The organism is Deinococcus apachensis DSM 19763 (genome assembly GCF_000381345.1).
In the GTDB taxonomy this organism is placed as follows: Bacteria; Deinococcota; Deinococci; order Deinococcales; family Deinococcaceae; genus Deinococcus; species Deinococcus apachensis.
This window is the reverse complement of record NZ_KB906398.1, coordinates 525,855-543,151: the sequence shown is the minus strand read 5'-3', so window position 1 is coordinate 543,151 and position 17,297 is coordinate 525,855. Positions and strand designations below refer to the sequence as shown.

The following is a 17,297-nucleotide window of genomic DNA, read 5'->3' as shown; positions in this document are numbered from 1 at the left end:
CCCCTCTCCTGACCCCTACTCCACTCCCAGCGCTGCCAGTTCCTCCCGGAGGCGCGCGGCGTTCCCGTGGTGGTAATGCACGGCGTGCATCCCCACCGAGCGGGCGGCCTCGACGTTCTGCGCGCGGTCGTCCACCATCAGGGCCTCTTCGGGCTGGACGTGGGCGAGGCTCAGGCCCAGACGGTACATCGCCGGGTTGGGCTTCATCACACCCAGGTAGCAGGAGGTGAAAAAGCCCAGCAGGAAGGTGCCCAGCCCGTAGGTGCGGACGCGGTACTCGTTCAGGTCGCGGCTCTCGTTGTTCAGGGCGTACATCCGGTGGCGCCCACCCAACTCGCGTGCGAGGGCCAGCGTCCCCGCGTGCGGCTGGCTCTCGGCCTCCATCGCCGCGCGGAAGTCGCCCGGCGTGAAGTCCCGAGGGGCGTGGAAGATCGTCTGCTCCAGGTACTCGGAGAGGCTCATGCGGCCCCGTTCGAGTTCGGGCACGGCCAGCTTGTGCCGCTCGCCGAAGTCCTGCGCGTCCAGCCCGAAGCGCGCTACCACGTCCGCCCGCTGCTCGCGGTCCCAGCCGTTCGTGAGGAGCACGCCGCCGATATCCCAGAACACCGCCCGAATCGACATGCCCGAGGGTACTGCGGTGGGATGGAGTGTTCCCCGGGAGGAAGACGGGTCCCCTTGAGCAACGCGAAGGGTACCCCTCCCCGGAACCCTTCGCGCTACTCAGCCTGACGACGTTTTGCTACTTCGTGTCGTACCAGTTCGGCCCGACCCCGACCTCGACCGCCAGGGGCACGCTGAGCTGCGCCGCGCCTTCCATCACCTCTCGGGTGAAGCTGGCGATGTCCTCCGCCCGGTCCTCCGGCGCCTCGATGAGCAGTTCGTCGTGGACTTGCAGGAGCAGGCGAGCGCCCCGCGCCTCCAGTTCCCGGTCCAGCCGCACCATCGCCACCTTGATGATGTCGGCGGCGGTGCCCTGAATCGGCATGTTGTACGCCAGCCGCTCGCCCGCCTCGCGCAGGGTGCGGTTTTGCGCCTTCAGCTCGGGCACGTAGCGGCGGCGGCCATACAGCGTCTCGACGTAGCCATGCTCGCGCCCGAAGTCCAGGGTGCGCTCGATATAGCGCCGGATGCCGGGATAGGTGCTGAAGTAGGTGTCGATAAAGCCCGCCGCCTCGACGTACGAGATGCTCAGGTCGTTGCTGAGGCGGTGGGTGCTCATCCCGTACAGCACGCCGAAGTTGACCGTCTTGGCCGCGCGGCGCTGGTTGGGGGTGATCGTCGCCTCATTCAACCCGAGGACCTGCGCGGCGGTGCGGCGGTGAATGTCCACGCCCTCTTGGAAGGCCTGCCGCATCAGGGGGTCGTCGGCAATATGCGCCAGCAGCCGCAGCTCGATCTGCGAGTAGTCGGCGCTGATCAGGCAGTAGCCCTCGTCGGCGATGAAGCCCTTGCGAATCTCGCGGCCCGTTTCCGAGCGGATGGGGATGTTCTGGAGGTTGGGGTTGAGGCTGCTCAGGCGCCCCGTGGCGGCCGTCGTCTGGTTGAAGGTGGTGTGCAGCCGCCCGGTGCGCGGATTGACGAGGTTGGGCAGGGGGTCGAGGTACGTGCCCCGCAGCTTCTCCAGCTCACGGTATTCCAGGATCGCGGGGATGATGGGATGCTCGTCGCGCAGCGGTTCGAGGGCCGAGACGGCGGTGCTGCGCTTGCCTGTCAGCTTCGTCTTCTTGCCAGTCGCCAGGCCGAGTTCGTCATACAGCACGGTCTCAAGCTGGTCGCGGCTGCGGATGGGGAACTCGCGGCCCGCCAGGCGGTGAATCTCGGTCTCCAGAGTGGCGATGCGGCCCGCCATCGCCTCCGAGAGACCGCGGATGTAGTCGCTGTCGAGCCGCACGCCACGCACCTCCATGCGTGCCAGCACCGCCGAGAGCGGTATTTCCACGTCCTCGTACAGCTTGCGGCGCGGCTCGTCGAGCTGGGGTGGGAGGTCGCGCAGCAGCCGGTATGTGATCGCAGCGCGGGTGGCGGCGTCGTCCGGCCAGGTGAGGTTCAGATACCGCTGAGCGGTCGTCGGCATGTTCGTGTTCGCCGGGTCCAGCAGGTAGGCGATGAGGAGCGGATCGTCCCCCGGCTCGACCACCGTGCCCCGCACGCTGAGGTGGGCGGCCAGCGCCTTGGCGCCCGCCGCCGTCAGCGTCCGCTGCCCGATGAACTCCGCCTCGTTGACCACGGGGGGGAACTTCGCGGCGCGGCGCTCGGCCTCCTTCTGTTGCGCCTTCGCGGCCTTTTCGGCGGCTTTCTGCTCGGCCTTGGTGAGCTTTTTCGGGGGCTCGTCCGTCAGGTCTGTGAACAGCGGGCTGTCGGGGGCGGCGGCGATCAGGACTCCTTCCGCCTCCGCCTCAATCCCCGCTCGCTGCTCGACCGGCGCCACCCGGGCCACCTGCCCGTCAAAGGTCGCCGCCGCGATCAGGTCGGCGGTCAGGTCGTCCTCGCGCGACAGGACGTAGCCCCAGGTGACCCCCTCGCCCGGCATGCGCCACTCCGCGATGGGCGGCGCCTGGAAGGATGCGGAGGAGGACGTGGGCGTGCCCTCCTCGGCGGGCGTGGGTGCCCCTTTCCCCAGCCCCAGCACCTCCTTCTTGAGCGAGGCGAGTTCGAGTTCATCAAGCAGGGCCTCCAGCCGGGCCGGGTCACCCGCGCCACGTTGAGCGCCCAGTTCCACCTTCAGCGGCAGGTCGGTCACCATGCGCGAGAGGTCGCGGCTGAACAGCACGTCCGCCTCTGAGGCGAGGAGCTTCTCGCGGGTGCCCTTGGGTTCCAGCGTGCCCGACCGCGCCGCCTCCAGCACGGTGTCCAGCGTCCCGTACTGCTGGAGCAGCTTGGCCGCCGTCTTCGGCCCGATGCCCTTGGCGCCGGGGATGTTGTCGCTGGCGTCGCCCGTCAGCGCGCGGTAATCCACCCACTGCCGCACGGTCACGCCGTACTTCTCCTGCACCTCGTCGGGGCCGATCAGGGAGAAGTCATTGCTGATGACCCGCACGTGGTCGTCGAGAAGCTGGTAGGAATCGCGGTCGCTCGTCACGATGCGGACCTGAAAGCCCTTGCCCTCGGCCATCTTGGTGACGGTGCCGATCACGTCGTCGGCCTCGTAGCCGGGCTCCTCCAGCCGGGGCCAACCCAACACGTCCACGATGTCGCGGATGCGGTTGATCTGCGCGGGGAGATCACTGGGCGTCTGCGCCCGGCCCGACTTGTAGCCGTCGTACTGCTCGTGCCGAAAGGTCCCCCCCGGCGGGTCGAACACCACGATGACCTGGTTCGACGCCTGCCGCGCCAGCCGCAGCGTGTGGCGCAGGAAACCCAGGATTGCATGCGTGGGTTCCCCCTTGCTGTTGCTGAGCGGCGGCAGCGCGAAATACGAGCGGAACGCCAGCGCGTGCCCGTCGATCAGCACCAGCGTGTCGGGAGAGGGGGCAGTCATGGGAGGCATTCTACTGTGGACGTAATGGGGCGCCGTTCGCCGCATCTTGGGCTTTGTGTGGTTCGGGCAGCTATGCGACGAGCCTGGAGAAGCGGCGGCGTTTTTCTCCCTCCCCCTTCGCGGGAGAGGGCCGGGGTGAGGGGGCGTGTGACCACCTCAAGCTGCCGCAAGATGCTTGGCCTCATCTCCTGGCCGCGCCGCAGGTCGTGCCCGCTCACCCCCTCCCGGCCTCCCCCCTTTGCAAGCAGCCCTGCGAGTCAAGGGGGAGGGGTTTTGTTGTTCGGGACGCTCTATTAAATTGAGCCCTCGTACCTCCTCAGCCCGCCCGCCCCCGCTCCTCCACCACTCCGGCCAGCGTCCGCGCGACCTCGTGGATTTCGGCCTCGTCGGGGCCCTCGACCATGACGCGGATCAGGTTCTCGGTGCCGCTGGGACGGAGGTTCACGCGGCCACGACCGTTCAGCCGCGCCTCGGCCTGCTGCACGGCGGCCTGTACCACGTCGTCGCGGGAGATGGCCTTCTTGTCGGCCACGCGGACGTTCACCAGTGTCTGCGGGAACATCACGAGTTCGTCGTGCAGGGCGTCCAGCGTGGTGCCCACCTTCCTCATCGCGGCGAGGGTCAGCAGGGCGGTCAGCACGCCGTCCCCGGTGGGGCTTTGGTCGAGGAAGAGGATATGGCCGCTCTGCTCGCCGCCCAGCGTGAGGCCCTGCTCGTGCAGCCGCTCGTGGACGTAGCGGTCGCCGACGGCAGTGCGCTCCAGCCCTATCCCTGCCTCGCGCAGCTTCACCTCCAGCGCCATGTTCGCCATGATGGTCGTCACCACCGCGCGCTCCCCCCGGGCGCGGGCGCCCAGCAGCAGCATGTGGTCGCCCTGCACCACGTTCCCGCGCGAGTCCACGAAGAGGGCGCGGTCAGCGTCGCCGTCGAAGGCCACGCCCAGGTCGTAGTCCCCCTCGCGCACGATGCGCTGGAGGTGGTCGAGATGGGTGGAGCCGCAGCCCCGGTTGATGTTGTGGCCGTCGGGCGTGGTGTAGACGGCGAACACGTCCGCCCCCGCCGCCTGGAAGACCCGCGGGCCGACCCGGTAGGCGGCGCCGTTCGCGCAGTCCATCGCCACCCGCAGCCCGGTCAGGTCGGGCGCGTGCGAGCGCAGGAAGCCCACGTACAGCCGCTCGGCCTCGGTGTAGTTCGTGACGGACCCCAAGTCCACGCCCGTGACGGGGGCGAAGTTCGGCACCTCGTCGATAGCGGTCTCGATCTCGTGTTCCGTCTCGTCGCTGAGCTTCTGGCCGTCGCGGCCGAAGAACTTGATGCCGTTGTCCTGATAGGGGTTGTGCGAGGCGGAGATCACCACGCCCGCGTCGGCGCCCAGGTGCCGGGTGAGGTAGCTGACGCCTGGGGTGGGCAGCACGCCCACGTGAATGACCGTGACGCCCCGGCTCGTCAGGCCCGCGGCGAGGGCGGCCTCCAGCATGTCGCCGCTGTGGCGGGTGTCCTTGCCGATCACCACGCTGGGACGCGCACTCTCCCGTTTCAGGACCTCGCCCGCCGCCGCGCCCAGGCCCATCACCCACGCGGCGGTGAGGGGGAACTCGCCCGCGACCGCCCGGACGCCGTCCGTCCCGAAATACTTCCGTTCGCTCATAACTGGGTCATCATACCCGGGCTCGTGTGATGGCCGCGGCGGAAACGGGACGCCGGGAACTCCGGCCAGCCGCCCCGCGTACCCGGAAGCATGAGCGGATTTTCTGGTGGTTCCTTCTCGTTCAGTCACAGCCACGGTCGGCGCGGATTCGGTTACCGCGGCCACAGCCACAGCAGCGGGCACCGGGGCGGGCTCCTCGGCGGCGTGCTGGGAGGCAGCCACAGCAGCGGCCACCGGGGGCACTACGGGCGGGGTGGGCATTACCGCCAGGTCGCCCGTCGGCGCGGGTTGGGTTGCCTGGGGGTGTTCCTGGTCGGCGCGGCGCTCGCGGGCGGCTCAGTCGCCGGGCTCCTCTCGCTCATCGCTTGACCTTGAGCCTGCTGGCGGACGTGCGGGACGCACTCGCCGGGCGTGGTCCCGCCGTTTTGTCCCGCCGCTGGCCGCGTGAATTGCAGGCCGCCTTTCCCGGCCCCCACCGCCGCGTTGAGGCGTGGATGGGGGAGGGGGCCGCCTTCGCGCGGTACGCGACCCCGCACGGTCCCCTCTTCCTGAAGTACCTCCCGGCGGGGTGGCGGGACGAGCGGGCGTTCGCGCGGATAGGGCGGGAGGGAGCCTACCTGCGCGACCTCGCGCCGCTTTCCCCCGTGCCGCACGCGCCGCTCCTGCATCTGGCCCTCGACCCCGCCCGTCTCCGTGCCCATCTGCTCACCCGTGACCTGACGGACGGGACGACCGGCTGGGGCGCGTTCAGGACGGACGCCGAGCGGGAGGCGGCCCTGTGCGAAATCGTGCGCCTGCTCGCCCGTCACCACGCCTTCTGGTTGAACCGGCCCGAGCTGAAGGGCGAGTGGGCCTGGGACCCGGAACGGACCGTCCGCCGTGCCGCGCGCGTCGCCGCCGCGCCTGCCCCCGACTGGACGCCCGATGAGGTGAGGGTGGTGGGGGAGGCGGCACAAGCTCTTCCCGCATTGCTGAAGTCCACTTGCGGCGTGACTCTCACCCACGGCGACATTCATGCCGGGCAGGTGCTGTGGCCGGTCGGCGGCGGCCCGCCCATCCTGATCGACTACGGGCAGGCGCACGGGGCACCGCTCGGGGAGGACCTGGCCCATCTGCTCCACATACGTCTGGAGGCGGCCGACCGTGCCCGTCTCGGCCCTGGCTTGCGGGAGGCGTACAGAGCCGAACTTATCGCCCACGGCCACCCGCTCACCTCTGCCCAACTCACTGCTGAGGAATGTGCCGGGCTGGCGCTCAATGTGCTGACCACCGCGCGGCAGGCCCGGCGGGAGGGGAGCAGTGGCGTGCGGGACGCGCTGCGGCGGGTGACGGAGGCGTGGCTCGCTCAGCCCTGACGGCCCTCACTCTCCAATCCCAGAAACGCCCGATACCGCTCCAGCTCGGCCTCCACTCCTTTCCGGAGGGCCGCCGTCTCGCGCACGCCCGGAATAAACCCCACCTCGCTGCGGAGTTCGCCCCCCTCCACCTTCAGGTTCGCCCAGCCCACCGCGCGCTCGGCCTGAAAGAGGGGCAGCGCGTAGTAGCCGAATTGCCGCTTGGCCGGGGGCGTGTACGCCTCGAAGCGGTACGTCCACCCGTGCAGGTGCTCGAACCGGCGGCGGTCCCACACCAGAGGGTCGAAGGGGCCGACGATCCGCACGCCGCGCGGCGCCCTCACCTCATCCACGTTCCACTCGGCGGGCCAGACGTAGCGCAGGCCGTCCACCCCCGCGCCCGTCAGTTCCTCGCGGACGGCCGTTCGGAAGGCGGCGCGCATCTCGCCCCGCAGGTGGGGCAGGCCGTAGTGCGAGAGCGAGACGAGGTAGCCCAGGCTGGCCTCCGGCAGCGGGCCGTAGAGGGCGGCGAGCAGGTGAACGGCCCTGCGCACCCGCTCGGCCTCGGGGAGGGGCGCCTCCCGCAGGGCCGCCAGATGTGGGGCCGGGCCGTAGAGCCGCACGCCCCCCACCCGCCGCGTGACCCGCACCTCGCCCCGGCGGTGCATCGCGTCCAGAATCCGGGTGGTCGCCGCCGACTGCCCGCCCCAGGCGTTCACCACCCGGCCCCGGCCCACCGCCCCGGCCACGTCGCGGGGGTGCACCTCGCCCCGCTCCTCCACGACGGCCCGCACCTCGGCGAGCAGCCCCTGGTGTTCCCGCTCGGCGCGCGACTCGCCGGGCTCGCGCGGGTGGAGGAGGGCCTGCACCGGCCGCGTCACGAAGCCGTAATTGGGCAGCATGTCCTCCTCGGCATCGAGCCCGGGGTAGAGGCGCTCCAGATCGCCCGCCCGGTAACCCCGCACGCGCTGGAAGAGGGTGAGGTCCTGGGCGCGTGCGGGGGCGCGGATGGGGTCGGCCTGCACGAAGCCCTGGGCGTTCAGGGCGGCCTGGAGGGAGGGCTGCCGCTCCAGCGTGCGGAAGGCGAAGGCCCGCAGGGCGGCGGGGGTGAGGGGCGTGTCGGGCATGGGGGGAGGGTAGCGTTCTGGTTGGAAGGTGGTGGCCCGGCCTCCGTCTTTAGCTCCTGGAATCCAGCAATTCCATGCTCGGCACACCCGGCGACACCCAGGCGTTCCCCTTCATCAGGAAGCGCCACGGCAGATTCCGCCCCGCCTGGATGCCGATTCGCGCCGTCACCGTCACCATGTCATCGGGCAGAGGGGCGGCGGGCGGCAGGAGATGGAGACCCGGGCTATCCACCCGCGCCCCGGCAATCTCGGCTGGATTCAGCCCCAGGGCGTAGACCAGTTTGGCCGGGCCGTTCGTCAGGTCGCGCTCACGGGTGACGGGGCGGTAGGTGAGCATGGTGCCGATGCCGGTCAGGGGCTCCAGCGCGCGGATGAGCATGCTGGCGGCCACGCCCTCCTCGCGGCAGGAGACTTGCAGGAGGGGGTGGCTGTGGGCGGTCCAGAAGAGCCAGTGCCCGGGTAAGATCGCCATGTCCATCGTGCGGGCGGCGTGAAAGCGTCCCGCCGCGCAGGCCGGATCTCGCCGACAGTCGTATGCCTCAACCTCCACCACCCGGCCCGACAGCACCTCGCCGTCAGGCAGGACGCGGACGAGGGTGGCGCCGAGAACTTCCCGGGCGACGCGCACCGGGTCCCGGTTGAAAAAAGCGGGAGGGAGGGGAGCGGTCACGGGACGAGGCTAACGCTTAAGGGGAACGGGAACTCTTCCCCCTCCGGGGTCCGTGTACCAGCCGGAACACGAGCAGGCCGATCAGCCCGGCGGCCAGCAGGACGAGGAAGGCCAGGTCGAGGGCATTCAGGGGACGGCCCTCGCTCAGTTTGAGGATCAGTTGGGTGAGGCCCTGCGAGACGGGCACCCCCACAATGGCCACGTACAGCCCGGGTGGAATAACCGCCCCCTGTCCGCGCGCCCTGATCGCTGCCCAGAAGCCGTACAGGAGCGGCGCGAAAGTCAGGGCGAGGAGGGCGATCTTCAGGGCAGCCCGGCCTGGTGCCAGGAGCAGGGCAGCCATGCTGAACAGGGTCGAGGCCGTCAGGAAAACCAGGAAGAGGACCGGCGCACTGATATTGGGTGGTGGAGGTCGCCAAGTCTCTTCCTCCTGGGTGGGCTCCTGGCCCGGACCGTGGTCTTCCCGCATGGCCTCAGCTTACGTTGCCCGCCAGCAGGTTTCCCTCGTAAATCCGCCGGATCGTCGCCTCAATGTCTGGTTCCCGCACCGTCACGTCGCGCACGGGGGCATGGGCGGTCGCCAGGGCGATGGGGCGGGCCGCCGCGCCCGTGAAGGCGTAGGTGGCGCGGGGACCCTCGGCGCGCAGCAGGTGCAGGCCGGGCACCCGGGGGTCGGCGGGCGGGGCCTCGAAGTCCACCACGAGTTCGCGGGCGCTCCCGAAGCGGGATTGCAACTCGGCTAGGTTCCCGTCGTACAGCAGCGAGCCGTGGTCGATGATCATGACCCGCCGCGCCAGCCGCTCGACATCGGTCAGGTCGTGGGTGGTCAGCAGCACTGTCACGCCCCGCTCGGCATTCACGTGGGCGACAAATTCGCGGATGCGTTCCTTCGCCACCACGTCCAGGCCCACGGTCGGCTCGTCCAGAAAGAGGAGGTCCGGGCCATGCAGTAGCGCCGCCGCCAGGTCCGCCCGCATCCGCTGGCCCAGCGAGAGGGAGCGGGCGGGTGTGCCCAGAAAAGGCCCCAGGTCGAGCAGTTCGCTGAAGGCCCGCAAGTTCTCGCGGAAACGCCCGGGTGGAACGCGGTACACGTCACGCAGCAGGTCGAGCGAGTCGCGCACCGGCAGGTCCCACCACAGGGTCGTCCGCTGCCCGAACACGGCGCCCAGCCGGGCCACATGCCGCCGCCGGTCCCGCCACGGCACCAGCCCGCCCACCTCCACCCGTCCCGAGGTGGGAACCAGCAGGCCGGTCAGCACCTTGATCGTCGTGCTTTTCCCCGCGCCGTTCGGCCCCAGGTAGCCCACCACCTCGCCCGGCGCGATGCGGAAACTCACGTTCTGCACGGCCTCCACCGTTTGCCGCTTGCCCCGCAGCAGGCCACCGGAACGGGTCTGGAAGGATTTGCAGAGGGACTCGACTTCGATCATGGGGAGGCTCCTTGCGGGGGGTTGTGGAGGGTGGAAAAAGAAGGGGACGCTTCCGCGACCTATGACCCCGTCCCGTGATACCGCCGCACGCCCACCCGCCAGAACGCGAAGGCGGCGGCGAGGATGAGGGGACCGACGATGGGGGAGAGGAGGGCGGCCCAGCCCGGCAGGCCGTCGGGCAGGGGACGGCCCAGCACTTGCAGCACCGGGAAGTAGCTCAGGAAGGCGGCGGGGATCAGGTACGTGAAGGTGCGGCGCAGCCACGTCTGATAGATGTTCAGCGGGTAGGAGATCAGGGAGCGGCCCCCGTAGGTCAGCACGTTCATCGCCTCCACGCTCTCCACCGTCCAGAAGGTGAGGGTGCCGCCCACCACGAAGAGGCCGCCGAAAAAGGCGATCATGCCCAGGACGCTGCCCGCGAGCAGCAGCACGTCCCCCACATCCCAGGCGACGTTCACCCGCGAGACGCCGTACGCCACGATCCCCGCCGCGAGGACCACCCGCGTCAGCCGCCGCAGCGCGAAGTCCGAGCCGAAGACCTGCACGGGCAGCGGCGCCGGGCGCAGCAGGAAGGTGCTGAAGCTGCCCGTGCGGACATGCGCGCTGAGGTTGGGCGCGTCAAACCCCCCGAAGACGAGGTCCATCAACACGAAGGCGAGTTCCGCCAGGCCGTAGAGCAGCGCGACCTCGCCCAGCGTCCACCCGCCCAGCGACTCGAAGCGCGGCAACACCAGGGCGAAGGCCGCGAACTCCGCCCCGGTAATGAGCGCTGCTGCCAGGGCGTCGAGCGCGAAGGCCATGCGGTACACGAGTTGCGAGCGAACCTGTGCGCCCAGCAACCGGAGATACAGGCCGAGCAGCCACAGGGCGGAGGCCTTTTTCTCCCTCTCCCCTGGTGGGAGAGGGTTGGGGTGAGGGGGCGACGTGAGGCCGTCATCCTGCCTACCCACCCGCCACCTCCAGCCTCCTGAGTCCCCGGGCGAGCACGAGCTGGGCCAGTCCCAGCAGCGCCGCCGTCCACATGGCCTGCACGACCAGCACCCCCAGGGCCTCCCAGCCCCTGGCGTGTCCCAGCCAGACTTCCACGGTGCTGTTCATCATGCTGGGAAAGGGCGTCCAGGCGAGGAGCGTCCTGAACCATCCCGGGAAAAAGGCGAGCGGCATCAGGAACCCGCAGGCGAGGCCCATCAGTGCCCAGGCGAAGCGGCCGATGCCCACCGCGTCCGGCGACCAGAAGGCCGCGCAGTTCACCAGGAAGCGGAAGGCGAAGCCGCAGGCCCAGGCGAGAACCGCGCTCAGCAGCGTCAACGTCCAGCCTTCCACGCCCACCGGAAGTTTCAGGCCGAAGAACACGGCGTACAGCGCCAGAATCGTCACGCCGCGCAGCAAGAATTGCGCCGCCGCCCGCCCCGCGTCCTGCGCCAGCCAGAAGCCCAGGAAGCTGTGCGGGCGCAGCAGTTCGGTGGCGACCTCGCCCCGGTGGACGGTCCGCATCAGCTCGTACCAGCCGAAGAGGCTGAACGCACTCAGGAAAGCCTGGGTCAACCCGGTGTACGTGATCGCGTCGGCGGGGGTGTATCCGGCCACCTGCGGCCGGGTGCCAAAGAGGGCGAGCAGCACGGCCACCCGCAGCGCCCCGAAAAACAGGTTGGTCGAGAGGCCCCAGAAAGTCGCCGCCGGGTAGGCGAACTGCCGCCGAAAACTCAGCCGGGCCGCCGACAGGTAGGGCCGCAGACTCGGGCCGCCCGCACGTCTCAGAAGTGCCGCATTCAAGGTGCCTCCCTTTCAGCCGGGCCGCCGACAGGTAGGGCCGCAGACTCGGGCCGCCCGCACGTCTCAGAAGTGCCGCATTCAAGGTGCCTCCCTTTCCCCAGGCCAAACCGTGCCGAACCGGAAGTTCACAGGGTAAGGGCCAGGGGGCGGGAGGACATGCGCCGGATGGCGGAGGGGAGGCGAGGCGACCCGCAGCCCGCGCGCCGGATCAGCTACACGAGACAGTGATCTGGGCCTCCGTGCCCGTGTTGGTAATGCTGTCCTCGCTGCACACCGCGCCATCCTGATAGAGCCTGACGATCAGGGTTCCGGCGCTGGTGATCGTCCCGGTGGCGCTGACGGCGGTGCCCGCCGGGGCCCCGAACTTGAAGCTCTGCGGGAGTGTGCCCGACACCGGCTGGGTATCGGCCGTTCCAGACGGCGGCGTGACAGTGTAGCTGCCCGAAACCCTGATCCCGGCCGTTCCGCCGTACTCGATGACCCAGGCCTCGGAAGAGGGTGAGGAGGAGCCGCAGGCAGTCAGGAGCATCACAAGGCCCAGCGCCGCGAGTTGTCTCATAGTCACCACTGTACGCCCGGGTCCGACCTCAGGGGGAAGACTGGACATCTGGCTGGGCGCTGAACGCTCGCAGGCTCCGGCGCCCGCACCGCCACGTCTGGCGCACCACTGGAGGTCAGGAAACCCTCAACGCTCCTCAGTTTTCCGGGTACGGGGACGGGACTAGGCTGTCCGAGGTTCACCACAGCATCTCGACCCCAGGGAGGAACCTCACCATGATGGACATCTTCAACATGCTCGGCGGGATGGGCCAGGCGCAGCAGACCATCGGGCAGCGGCTCGGCACCTCGCCCGGGCAGACCGAGGCGGCGCTGGAGGCCGCCGTGCCTCTCCTGCTGGGCGCGATGACGCGCAACGCGCAGGACCCCCAGGGGGCACAGTCCCTCGCCGGGGCGCTCGATCAGCACGACGGCGGCGCCCTGGACCTGTTCGGGCAGGGACAGGCGCCCGATCCCTACCAGGGCCAGCAGATTCTCGGGCACGTCTTCGGGGGCCAGCAGCAGGCCGCCGCGAATGCGGTGAGTCGCCGCGCAGGCATCGACCCGCAGCTCGCCATGCAGCTTCTCTCGATGGCCGCGCCGCTCGTCCTGGCCTATCTCAGCCGACGGCGTCAGGGCCAGGCGGGCGGCTACGGTGGGCAGGCCGGAGGGATGGGTGGCATCGACATCGGCAGCATCCTAGGGGGCCTGCTGGGGGGCGGCATGGGCGGCAGCCTCGGCGGAATGCTGGGCGGTGGTCAGGGGCAGTTTCAGCAGCCCGAGTACGGGCAGCCCGCTCAGGGCGGCGTGCTGGGCGGTGGCCCTGTCATTCCCGGCTACAGCCAGGACCCGCTCGGCCAGCCGGGCCACGCCGGAACAGGGCAGATGGGCAGCGGTCAGACCGGGAACCTGGGCGGCATGATCGGCACCCTGAACAATGCCCTCGACCGCGACGGGGACGGCAATGCTCTTGACGACCTGATCGGAATGTTCGGGGGACGGCGGCGCTAGCGGCAGCCCCAGGACAGCCAGGGAGGCGGGCCACCTGACATGAGGTGGCCCGCCTTGCTGTAAAAAAGTCGTCCCTGGGGGCAGTTTCACCCTCTCCCGCAGGGGGAGAAGGGAGACACAGGCGATGACCGTTTCCTCACCCACAACTCCTCACCGTGGCCCTCAGCCCGCGCTCGGCTCGACCTCCAGCTTCTCCCGCGAGTAGGGCTTGTAGCCGGGCGGTGTCCCCGTCTTCGCGTCGTTGAAGAGGCTGGTCGTCAGGTAACGTGCGCCCGTGTCGCAGGCGATGGTTGCCACGCGCTTTCCCGGACCTAGACGCCGCGCGACCTCCAGGGCGGCCCACACCATCGCGCCGCTGCTCATACCCACGAAGACGCCTTCCTCGCGCGCGAGCCTCCGGGCGAGGGGGTAGGCGTCCTCCTCCCAGGCGGTGATCACCTCGTCGATCACGCTCCGGTCGAGGTTCTCGGGGATAAAGCCCGGCCCCATCCCCTGGAAGCCGTGTTCGCCGCGCTCGCCGCCGCTGAGCACATTGCTGCGGGCGGGTTCCACCGCCACGACGCGCACCGCCGGGTCCTGCCGTTTCAGGAAGCGGCCCACCCCGCTGATCGTGCCGCCCGTGCCCGTGCCGTACACGAAGGCGTCGATGCGCCCCTCCATCTGCCCCCACAGTTCCGGCCCGGTCGTGCGCTCGTGGGTGGCAGGGTTGGCCGGGTTGGTGAACTGACCCAGGAGCACGGCGCCCTGCTCGCGCTCGATGCGCTCGGCCTCCTCGATGGCGGCGAGCATCCGGCGCTCGGGGTCGGTGAGGACGAGTTCGGCGCCGTAGGCGGTCAGGGTGCGCTTGCGTTCCTCACTCATCTGGGCGGGCATGCACAGGATGAGTTTGTACCCGCGGGCCGCGGCGACCTGCGCCAGCCCGATCCCGGTGTTCCCGCTGGTGGGCTCCACGATGGTGCCGCCCGGCTTGAGCACCCCCCGCCGCTCGGCGTCCTCGACCAGGCCCAGCGCGGTGCGGTCCTTGATGCTGCCGCCCGGGTTCAGGCCCTCCAGTTTCACGAACACGTCCGCCATCCCGGGCTCGACCACCCGCCCGAGCTGCACAAGGGGCGTGTTTCCTACCAGCGCGTCGATCATGGGGGAAGCATAGAGTGATCAGCTTTCAGCCGTCAGCCCGGGCCTTACCTTCGGCGCCTGACAGATGAAGGCGTGGAAAGGTGAGAGGGCGCTTCCTGATTGCTGACCGCTGAAGGCGGACCACTCCCCTAGAATGCCCCGCGTGCGCGTCGCCCTGATCGCCGACATCCACGGAAACGCCGATGCCCTGCGGGCGGTACTGGCCGACATCGACCGGCAGGGTGTGGACCGCATCGTCGTGAACGGCGACGTGGTGAACCGGGGGCCGGATTCGGTGGAGGCGTTGTCGCTCCTGCTCGACCGGGAGGACGTGACCTTCACCCTGGGCAACCACGACGACCTGCTGCACCTGTGGCACACCCGCTCGGACACCTTGCCCGGCGACTGGTTCACCGACCCCTTCTGGGGCGCGACCGACTGGAGCGCGGCGCAACTCGACCGGGCGGGGCTGCTGCACGTGCCCCAGAACTGGCCGATAACCCTCAGGTTGGGGGAGGCGGGGCTGCCCGGGGTCCTCGTCGCCCACGGCACCCCGGCGCATTACCGCGAGAGCCTGAGCGAGCGGACCGACCCGGAGCGGGTGGCGGAGCTGGCAGGGAGTGCGGGCGTGCTGGTCGGCTCGCACATTCACCGACCCGCACAGGCCGAACTTGGGGGTGTGCTCGTGCTGAATACCGGCGCGGTCGGCGCCCCGGCCAACGGTGACCCCCGCGCCCAGTACCTGCTGCTCACGGCCACGCCGTCCGGCTGGGTGCCTGAATTCCGGGCCGTGCCCTACGACCGCTCGGGCGTCCTGCGCCGCTTCGAGACGAGCGGTCTGCTGCGAACCGGCCTGAGTGCCGAGATCTTCCGCGACGAGGTCGAGATGGCCCGCAGCCTCTACACCCCTTACTGGATGTGGACGGAGGCGAACGGGTATCCCCGCGATGAACGGACCTGGGCCGCCTTCCAGCGCGACCACCTCCTCCCCCGGACCCCATAGCAAAACCGCCCGCAAGGGGCGGGCGGTAGCTGTGGCCGGAAAGGCTCAGGGGTTGGGCGGCGTCAGGACGGTGTCGATCACGTAGACCGTGCCGTTGCTGGCGGTGTCAAGCCGCTCGCTCACGTTGGCCCCGCCGACCACCTGGGTGGTGCCGTTCAGGTTCAGCGCAATGGTGCCGCCCTGTGCGGAGGTGAGCTGGGTCGCCGCCGCAAGCTGCTCGGCGGTCTGACGGCCCTGCACCACGTGGTACAGCAGCAGCGCGCGCAGGCGGGCCGGGTCGGCGGTGATCGCGGTGAGGTCAGCTGCCGGAATCTTGGCGAAGGCGTCGTTCGTCGGTGCGAAGACGGTGTACTCGCCGCCCGCCAGCGTTTCGGCCAGCCCGGCCTGCTGGATCAGCCCGACGAGCGTGCTGAAGCGCGGGTCAGCGGAGAGCAGCGCGACGAGGGTGGTGCCCGATGCGGGGGCCGTGGTCGCCGCCGTGGTGGTCGTGGCCGCGGCCGTACCGCTCGCGGCGGACGTGTCGGTGGTGGTCGTGCCGGTGGCCGCCGAGGTGTCGGTGGTGGTGCCCGTGGCCGCGGACGTATCCGTCGTCGTGGTCGTTTCCGTGGTCGTCGTGGCCGCCGTGGTGTCGGTGGTCGTGCCCGTACCCGTGGGCAGCGTCACGCCGGGGGGCAGGAGCACCTGGTTGATCACATAGATGGTGCCGTTGCTGGCGGTGCTGACGGTCTCACTGATGGTGGCCGTGCCGACCATCTGGCTGGCACCACTGCCGCTGGGCGTCAGTGGGCTGCCTTCGGCCGTGTTGAGGACCGCGCCGCCCGCAAGTTGCTCGGCGCTGATCCGGCCCTGGACCACGTGATAGGACAGCACGCGCTTGAGCAGGTCGGCGTCCGCCGACAGCGCGGCGAGCTGGTCCGCGGGGATGGCATCAAAGGCTTCGTTGGTGGGCGCGAAAACGGTGTACTCGCCGCTTGTTAGCGTCCCGGTGAGACCCGCGTCGCTGAGCAGGTCACGCAGGGTGCTGAAGCGGTCGTCGGCCGCGATCACGTCGTACAGCGTGTTCGTCGCGGGGGCAGCGGCGTCGGTCGCGCTCGTGTCCGTGGTGGCCGCCGAGGTGTCGGTGGTGCCCGTGGCCGCGGACGTATCCGTCGTCGTGCTCGTCTCCGTGGTCGTCGTGGTGTCGGTGGTGGTGGCCGTGGTGTCGGTCGTGGTGGCCGCCGCGCTCGTGTCGGTCGCCGCCGTATCCGTGGTGGTGCCCGCGGCAGCCGTGTCGGTCGTCGTGGTGGTCGTGGTCGCCCCCGTGGCACTGACCGTCGCGCCGGTGAGCGGAAGGGCGGGAATGCTGGTGATGGCGATGGCCGCCGGGGCGGTCGTGGTGGCGGTCGCCGCCGTCTCCGTGGTCGTGGTCGCTGAAGTGTCCGTCGCGGTGGTGTCCGTCGCCGTGGTGGCGGACGTGTCGGTCGTGGTCGTCTCCGTGGTGGTCGTGCTCGTGTCGGTGGTGGTCGCCGTCTCCGTGGTCGTGGCGGCCGGAGCCGTCTCTGCCGGGGTCGTCGCGGCGGGCGCAGGTGCGGCGGCCATCGGGGGCACCAGGACCGTGTCGATCACGTGGATCACGCCGTTGCAGGCGGCCACGTCGGCGCGCACCACATTGGCGTTGTTGATCATGACCCGGCTGCCCATAGTGCTGACGGTCAGGTTCGCGCCCTGCGCGGTCTTGACGCTCCGGAGGCTCGCCACCTGCTTGGAGGTCACCTTGCCGGACACCACGTGGTAGAGCAGCACGCCGCGCAGCATCTCGGGGTCGTTCAGGACCGCCGCGAGCTGGTCGCTGGGCAGCTTGGCGAAGGCGGCATTCGTCGGCGCGAAGACCGTGTACTGTCCGCTCGACAGCGTCTGGGTCAGGCCCGCGGCCTGGACGGCGGTGAGCAGGGTGCTGAACTGCGGGTCCGTGGAGACGATCTGGGCGATGCTGCGGCAGGCGCCGGAGGCTCCCCCGGTAACGGGTGCCCCCGCCCCCCCCGCGAGCGCGGGGGTAGCGAGCATCAGGCTGAGCGTGACGAGGCTGGTCTGCTTCTTCATGAAATCACCTCTGGATTGAACTGTCCGCCTTCCAATCTTCACCACACCCTCCTAAAAAGCAACTTTGGTAGCGATTCAGACAGGACATGTA

General features: G+C 70.0%; 16 protein-coding genes. 4 read left to right on the top strand and 12 right to left on the bottom strand.

What is annotated here, in order from left to right:
* Positions 1-15 precede the first annotated feature (15 nt).
* The 3 genes from F784_RS0102725 to glmM all read right to left on the bottom strand — a co-directional run bounded on the left by F784_RS0102725 (position 16) and on the right by glmM (position 5,126).
* Positions 16-621, bottom strand: a complete 606-nt coding sequence (locus tag F784_RS0102725) for an HAD family hydrolase (RefSeq protein ID WP_019585162.1) — start codon at positions 619-621, stop codon at positions 16-18.
* A gap of 118 nt (positions 622-739) precedes the next feature.
* Entirely contained in the window at positions 740-3,478 is a 2,739-nt protein-coding gene (gene polA / locus F784_RS0102720) for a DNA polymerase I (RefSeq protein ID WP_019585161.1), read from the bottom strand.
* A gap of 316 nt (positions 3,479-3,794) precedes the next feature.
* Positions 3,795-5,126, bottom strand: coding sequence for a phosphoglucosamine mutase (gene glmM / locus F784_RS0102715; protein WP_019585160.1), 1,332 nt, complete (start codon positions 5,124-5,126; stop codon positions 3,795-3,797).
* A gap of 90 nt (positions 5,127-5,216) precedes the next feature.
* Between glmM and F784_RS22195 the strand changes: the two genes are divergently transcribed.
* Positions 5,217-5,495: a hypothetical protein gene (locus F784_RS22195; RefSeq protein ID WP_019585159.1), complete on the top strand. Its 279-nt coding sequence runs from the start codon at positions 5,217-5,219 to the stop codon at positions 5,493-5,495.
* Positions 5,492-6,481, top strand: a complete 990-nt coding sequence (locus F784_RS0102710) for a phosphotransferase family protein (RefSeq protein ID WP_245557746.1) — start codon at positions 5,492-5,494, stop codon at positions 6,479-6,481. The genes F784_RS22195 and F784_RS0102710 overlap by 4 nt, the downstream gene beginning before the upstream one ends.
* Here F784_RS0102710 and F784_RS0102705 read toward each other — a convergent pair.
* From F784_RS0102705 to F784_RS0102675, 7 genes are all read right to left on the bottom strand, one after another.
* Positions 6,472-7,587, bottom strand: coding sequence for a DNA glycosylase AlkZ-like family protein (locus F784_RS0102705; protein ID WP_019585157.1), 1,116 nt, complete (start codon positions 7,585-7,587; stop codon positions 6,472-6,474). The two genes, F784_RS0102710 and F784_RS0102705, sit on opposite strands and share 10 nt — an antisense overlap.
* Positions 7,588-7,636: 49 nt before the next feature.
* On the bottom strand, positions 7,637-8,257 hold the full coding sequence (locus F784_RS0102700) for a DNA-3-methyladenine glycosylase (RefSeq protein ID WP_019585156.1): 621 nt from the start codon (positions 8,255-8,257) through the stop codon (positions 7,637-7,639).
* Positions 8,258-8,273: 16 nt separating this feature from the next.
* Complete coding sequence (locus F784_RS0102695) at positions 8,274-8,600, bottom strand: hypothetical protein (protein ID WP_157464945.1); 327 nt, start codon at positions 8,598-8,600, stop codon at positions 8,274-8,276.
* A 130-nt stretch (positions 8,601-8,730) separates the two neighbouring features.
* A complete protein-coding gene (locus F784_RS0102690; RefSeq protein WP_019585154.1) occupies positions 8,731-9,687 on the bottom strand; it encodes an ABC transporter ATP-binding protein in 957 nt (318 codons plus the stop codon).
* 59 nt (positions 9,688-9,746) lie between these two features.
* A complete protein-coding gene (locus F784_RS0102685; RefSeq protein ID WP_019585153.1) occupies positions 9,747-10,637 on the bottom strand; it encodes an ABC transporter permease in 891 nt (296 codons plus the stop codon).
* Complete coding sequence (locus F784_RS0102680) at positions 10,630-11,460, bottom strand: ABC transporter permease (protein ID WP_019585152.1); 831 nt, start codon at positions 11,458-11,460, stop codon at positions 10,630-10,632. The genes F784_RS0102685 and F784_RS0102680 overlap by 8 nt, the downstream gene beginning before the upstream one ends.
* Before the next feature lie 208 nt (positions 11,461-11,668).
* Complete coding sequence (locus F784_RS0102675; RefSeq protein ID WP_019585151.1) at positions 11,669-12,019, bottom strand: hypothetical protein; 351 nt, start codon at positions 12,017-12,019, stop codon at positions 11,669-11,671.
* Positions 12,020-12,234: 215 nt separating this feature from the next.
* On the opposite strand from F784_RS0102675, the gene F784_RS0102670 reads away from it, so the two are divergent.
* Positions 12,235-13,008 (top strand): DUF937 domain-containing protein, encoded by a 774-nt coding sequence (locus tag F784_RS0102670; protein WP_019585150.1) that lies wholly within the window; start codon positions 12,235-12,237, stop codon positions 13,006-13,008.
* A gap of 162 nt (positions 13,009-13,170) precedes the next feature.
* On the opposite strand, the gene cysK is transcribed toward F784_RS0102670, so the two are convergent.
* Positions 13,171-14,145, bottom strand: a complete 975-nt coding sequence (gene cysK, locus F784_RS0102665) for a cysteine synthase A (RefSeq protein WP_019585149.1) — start codon at positions 14,143-14,145, stop codon at positions 13,171-13,173.
* Between the two features lie 133 nt (positions 14,146-14,278).
* Between cysK and F784_RS0102660 the strand changes: the two genes are divergently transcribed.
* On the top strand, positions 14,279-15,127 hold the full coding sequence (locus F784_RS0102660; RefSeq protein WP_019585148.1) for a metallophosphoesterase family protein: 849 nt from the start codon (positions 14,279-14,281) through the stop codon (positions 15,125-15,127).
* 45 nt (positions 15,128-15,172) lie between these two features.
* On the opposite strand, the gene F784_RS0102655 is transcribed toward F784_RS0102660, so the two are convergent.
* On the bottom strand, positions 15,173-17,206 hold the full coding sequence (locus F784_RS0102655) for a fasciclin domain-containing protein (protein WP_020700645.1): 2,034 nt from the start codon (positions 17,204-17,206) through the stop codon (positions 15,173-15,175).
* Positions 17,207-17,297: the final 91 nt, after the last annotated feature.